This is a genomic window from Methylorubrum podarium, from assembly GCF_022179745.1.
Classification (GTDB): Bacteria; Pseudomonadota; Alphaproteobacteria; order Rhizobiales; family Beijerinckiaceae; genus Methylobacterium; species Methylobacterium podarium.
Genome location: NZ_BPRD01000675.1, coordinates 1 through 5,150, shown reverse-complemented (window position 1 = coordinate 5,150; position 5,150 = coordinate 1). Strand labels below are relative to the sequence as shown.

Here is a 5,150-nt window from a genome sequence, read left to right as displayed (position 1 = left end):
GCCGCCGCACCCGACCAGCACTGATCCGGCCCCGCTCGCGCAGGCGCAAACCTCATGACCCGCTTCTTCATCGAGCGCCCGATCTTCGCCTGGGCGATCTCCATCTTCATCATGCTGGTGGGCGCGATCTCCATCGCCTTCCTGCCGGTCTCGCAATACCCGGACGTCGCCCCCGTCACGATCCAGGTCACGGCGACCTATCCGGGCGCCCCGCCCGAGCGGCTCTACGACGGCGTCACCCGCATCATCGAGGAGGAGCTCAACGGCATCCCGGGGCTGATGTACTTCGAGAGCACCAGCGACACCTCCGGCCAGACCCAGATCATGGCCTCGTTCGCGCCGGGCTCCGATCCGTCGAAGGCCACCGTCGCGGTGCAGAACCGGATCAAGCGCATCGAAGCGCGCCTGCCCCGCGCCGTGACCCAGCAGGGCGTCATCGTCGAGGAGGCGAGCACCAGCTTCCTCCAGTTCGTCATCGTGTCGTCCAAGGACGGCTCCCTGACCGACACGGATCTCGGCGACCTCGCCGCGCGCCGCCTGCTCGGCGAGCTGCGGCGCGTCCCGGGGGTCGGGCGCGCCACCCTGTTCTCGTCGGAGAAGGCGCTGCGGATCTGGATCGACCCGGTCAAGCTCGTCGGCCTCAACATGACCCCCGCCGACGTCACCGCAGCGGTCGCGGCGCAGAACGCGCAGGTGACCTCCGGCATCGTCGGCGCCCAACCCGCCAAGGAGGGCCAGCGCATCGCCGCCAACGTGCTGGTGAAGGGGCAGCTGACTACGGTGGCCGAGTTCGAGGAGATCGTGCTGCGCGCCAACATGGATGGCTCGCTGGTGCGCCTGCGCGACGTCGCCGAGGTCGAACTCGGCGGGATGTCCTACACCATGCAGACGCGCCTCGACGGACGCCCGGCCGCCGGCATCGGCATCCAGCTCGCGCCCGGCGGCAACGCGCTGGCCGCCGCCACCGGCGTCAAGGCCAAGCTCGCCCAGCTCTCGAAGACGCTGCCCGCGAATGTCAGCGTCACGGTGCCCTACGACACCACGCCCTTCGTCGAGGTCTCGATCAAGAAGGTTCTGATGACGCTCGCCGAGGCGATGGCGCTGGTCTTCGTGGTCATGTTCCTGTTCCTGCAGAACATCCGCTACACCATCATCCCGACCATCGTGGTGCCGGTGGCGCTCCTCGGCACCTGCGGCGCGCTGCTGCTCGCCGGCTTCTCGATCAACGTGCTCACCATGTTCGGCATGGTGCTGGCCATCGGCATCCTCGTCGACGACGCCATCGTCGTGGTCGAGAACGTCGAGCGCATCATGGGCGAGGAGGGCCTCTCGCCCCGAGAGGCGACCCGCAAGGCGATGGGCCAGATCACGGGAGCCATCATCGGCATCACCTCGGTGCTGATCGCGGTGTTCGTGCCGCTGGCCTTCTTCCCCGGCTCGGTCGGCGTCATCTACCGGCAGTTCGCGGTCAGCATGGCGACCTCGATCGCCTTCTCGGCCTTCCTGGCGCTCTCGCTCACCCCGGCGCTCTGCGCCACCCTGCTCAAGCCCGTCGCGGCCGGCCACGGCCACGCCAAGGGCGGCTTCTTCGGCTGGTTCAACCGCCGCTTCCAGGCGGGCACGCTGGCCTACCGCTCGGGGGTCGGCGGCATCCTGAAGCGACCGGTCCGGTCGCTCCTCGTCTACGCGGCGCTCGTCGCGGCGCTCGGCTGGGGCTACGTCCGGATGCCGACGAGCTTCCTGCCGACCGAGGACCAGGGCTACCTCATCGTCGACGCGCAGACGCCGCCGGAATCCTCCACCGAGCGCACCCTCGACGTGGCCAAGCGCATGGAGGACCATTTCGGGACCGAGGCGGCGGTCGCCAGCCGCGTGGTTCTGCTCGGCTACGGCTTCTCGGGCCAGGGCCAGAACGCGGCGCTCTCCTTCGTCACCCTGAAGGACTGGAAGGAGCGCGGGCCGGACGACGGCGCCGACGCCATCGCCGCCCGGGCCAACGCGGTGCTCGGCGGCCTGCCGGATGCCATCGCCATGTCGCTGTCGCCGCCGGCCATCGACTCCCTCGGCAACTCCAGCGGCTTCGCCTTCCGCCTGCAGGACAAGGGGCAGCAGGGCTACGCGGCGCTCGCCGCCGCGCGCGACCAGCTCCTGGCCGCCGCCTCGCAGAGCCCGATCCTCCAGGGGGTCTACGTCGAGGGGCTGCCGACCGCGCCCCAGATCGAGCTCACCCTCGACCGACAGAAGGCGAACGCCCTCGGCGTCACCTTCGCCGACATCAACGACGCGCTCTCGACGAGCCTCGGCTCGGCCTACGTCAACGACTTCCCCAACGCCTCCCGCATGCAGCGGGTGATCGTGCAGGCCGAGGCCGGGCGCCGGATGCGGGCCGAGGACCTGCTCGATCTCCACGTGCGCAACGCGAAGGGCCAGATGGTGCCGCTGCAATCCTTCGCCCGGATCTCCTGGACCATGGGCCCCGCGCAGGTTGTGGGCTTCAACGGCTACCCGAGCATCAAGTTCGGCGGCAGCGCGGCGCCCGGCTACGCCAGCGGCGACGCCATGGCGGAGATGGAGCGGCTCGCCGGGCAACTGCCCCAGGGCTTCGATTTCGCCTGGACCGGGCAATCGCTGCAGGAGAAGCTCTCGGGGAGCCAAGCCATCTACCTGCTGGCGCTGGCGCTGTTCTGCGTCTTCCTCTGTCTCGCCGCACTCTACGAGAGCTGGTCGATCCCGCTCGCCGTGCTGCTCGTGGTGCCGACCGGCGTGGTCGGTGCGGTGTTCGCCATGCTCCTGCGGGACATGCCGAACGACGTCTACTTCAAGGTCGGCCTGATCACGGTGATCGGCCTGACGGCGAAGAACGCGATCTTGATCATCGAGGTGGCCAAGGACTTGGTGGCGCAGGGCCGCTCCGTGCACGAGGCGGCGCTGGAGGCGTGCGAGCTGCGCTTCCGGCCGATCATCATGACCTCGTTCGCCTTCATCCTCGGCGTGGTGCCGCTCGCCATCGCCACGGGCGCCAGCATGAACAGTCAGCGAGCCATCGGCACCGGCGTGCTCGGCGGCATGATCACGGCGACCGTGCTCGCGGTGTTCGTCACCCCGCTCTTCTACGTTCTGATTGCCAGGGCCTTCCGGTCGCGGGCAGCGGATGCGGCGAAGGACGGCTCACCCAAATCGGACGCTCTCGCAAAGCACGGTGCCCCCGTGCCCTGAGGCGATTCACGCCGATCCGGGCCCCGCCCGGCAACAGGTCGCGCGACCGCGCCTTCCCGCGGTCCGCGACAGCGGTCGGCCTGCCTCCCAGCCCCCTTGGCAGGCCGACCGCGCCGCGCACGCGCGAGACCGGACGAAGATCAATCGTGAAAGATCTGGCTGAAGCGAGCGGCGGCGCCGGACACGAGCATAGGCGCGCGGGGAAGGTCACGCCGGCTGCACGGCGTGAAGCCGAAATATGAACTCTGAAGATCGGCGTTGAGCGTTCCCACCCACAGCTGCAGCATCGGCCACGCCCCGTCGACGCTGACGAGCAGCATCCGACTGTCCGGGTCGAAGGCGTCGACTTGATCCCGGAAGAGGCGCTCAATCGAGGGAAGCTCCTCCGCCCGGACGGATCGTTGGGCCCACAACATCGCATCTCGCCAAGACCAGAGTTTCGTGGAGGTGAGGTTGGACGGCCCCTCGAACGTGAGCCGTGCTCGATCCCGCCCGAACCGGGACGCGCCTCACCATCGATGTTTCGGCACGCTTCGTCCCGAGGGAGCGCGCTCCGGCTGATCATCGATCGGCCGGCATCCGCGATCCTCCGAAGTCTCGAAGAGGTTCTGGAACCACAAATGCCGCCGATCGAGCCCGGCTCGTCTCGGACAGTTCCGGTTGATCGCTGCGGTCAGAGCAGGGCCTGTCCCCTCCTCCTTGCGGGGAGGGGTTCGGGGTGGCGCGGAAGGCACCGCTGCGCTCGATCCGGCACCACCCCACCTCCTGCCTGCCCCCACGAGGGGGAGAAGAGGGGCAATGCCCGAGGTGATCGAGGGGAAACCGTATCAGAAGGTGAAGCCGGCCTCGACCATGTAGCGGTCCTGCGTCCGCACGTTGCCCGTGCGGCCGAAGCCGGTGCCGAGGGTGCCGGCAGCCAGATCGCCGGTCTGAGTGCCGTACAGATCGACATGGGAATACTCGCCGCGCACGAAGAAGCGGTCGAAGTTGAAGGTCGGCGTGATCGTGTAGGACGCCGCCGAGCTGCCCGCACCGTAGAGCAGATTGGTCGTCGCCAGCGGGGCGAACCGATTGCCGTTCTGCGCGATGTACTCCACGCGCCCGCCGATCGAGAACCAGTCGTTGAAGCTGTAGGCAACGATGACAGCGCCGCCGTAGGTCTCGGCACCGGCCAGGCCGAGACCGAGGTCCTGAACGACGCTCGTGTATTGGGCGTAGGGCGTGATCGTCCAAGGTCCATTGGCGAAGGTGTAGTTCACGCTGACGATACTGCTGTTCTGCAGCGTGACCGGGGTCGCGAACTGGAATTTAGAGCCGCGGTCGAGACTGTTGAACCGCGAGAAATGAGTGCCGCCGTTGATGCCGATCGTGTTGTTGTCGTCGATCTTGTAGGTCAGATAGCCCGTGATCCAGTTCAGCTCGCCCGAGAAGAAGCCGTCGGTGACCGCGATCGCGGCGTTCCACGGGCCGCTCGAGTAATTGAGCTGAATGCCCTGATTGAGGAAGATTTCCTGGTTGAACAGAAGGCCGCCCGAAATGTTGGCACGTTGATAGGTGAACAATCCCTCTGAGCCGATGTTGCCGAACATGCGGCCGCCCTGGATCGACCATTCGTCGTTGATCTGGTACTTGCCGAAGGCGATCGGCACCGTGACCGAGTACGGCGCCGCCTGATCGAACGACGAGTAGAGCGGGTAGGCCAGCAGGGGAAACGAGTACAGGCCCGCTTGCACGTAGAACTGGAACGGTCCGTCAGCCTTCTGCACCGTGGCCATCAGGTTGGTGAAATCGACCCGGTTCTCCATGTCGCGCCCCGTGTTCAGGGGCGCGACATGGAGAACCGGGTCGATTTCACCAACCTGATGGCCACGGTGCAGAAGGCTGACGGACCGTTCCAGTTCTACGTGCAAGCGGGCCTGTACTCGTTTCCCCTG

The 5,150-nt window shown here is 67.4% G+C and carries 3 protein-coding genes; 1 reads left to right on the top strand and 2 read right to left on the bottom strand.

Translation table 11 applies throughout. The annotated features are described in order from the left end of the window. Positions 1 to 54 precede the first annotated feature (54 nt). The gene (locus MFF42_RS25675) at positions 55 to 3,216 is read left to right on the top strand and encodes a multidrug efflux RND transporter permease subunit (RefSeq protein WP_238258793.1); all 3,162 of its coding nucleotides are present in this window, start codon (positions 55 to 57) and stop codon (positions 3,214 to 3,216) included. A 140-nt stretch (positions 3,217 to 3,356) separates the two neighbouring features. Here MFF42_RS25675 and MFF42_RS25670 read toward each other — a convergent pair whose 3' ends face one another. Together MFF42_RS25670 and MFF42_RS25665 are read right to left on the bottom strand one after the other, a co-directional pair. Then, the gene (locus tag MFF42_RS25670; RefSeq protein WP_238258792.1) at positions 3,357 to 3,536 is read right to left on the bottom strand and encodes a hypothetical protein; all 180 of its coding nucleotides are present in this window, start codon (positions 3,534 to 3,536) and stop codon (positions 3,357 to 3,359) included. A 507-nt stretch (positions 3,537 to 4,043) separates the two neighbouring features. Further along, positions 4,044 to 5,150, bottom strand: a 1,107-nt coding sequence (locus MFF42_RS25665; RefSeq protein WP_238258791.1) for an outer membrane beta-barrel protein, incomplete at its 5' end; no start/stop codon positions are given.

Bases quoted from the DNA above. Each gene is read 5' to 3' on its own strand.
- MFF42_RS25675 (WP_238258793.1), top strand. From the start codon at position 55: ATGACCCGCTTCTTCATCGAGCGCCCGATCTTCGCCTGGGCGATCTCC.
- MFF42_RS25670 (WP_238258792.1), bottom strand. From the start codon at position 3,536: ATGCTGCTCGTCAGCGTCGACGGGGCGTGGCCGATGCTGCAGCTGTGG.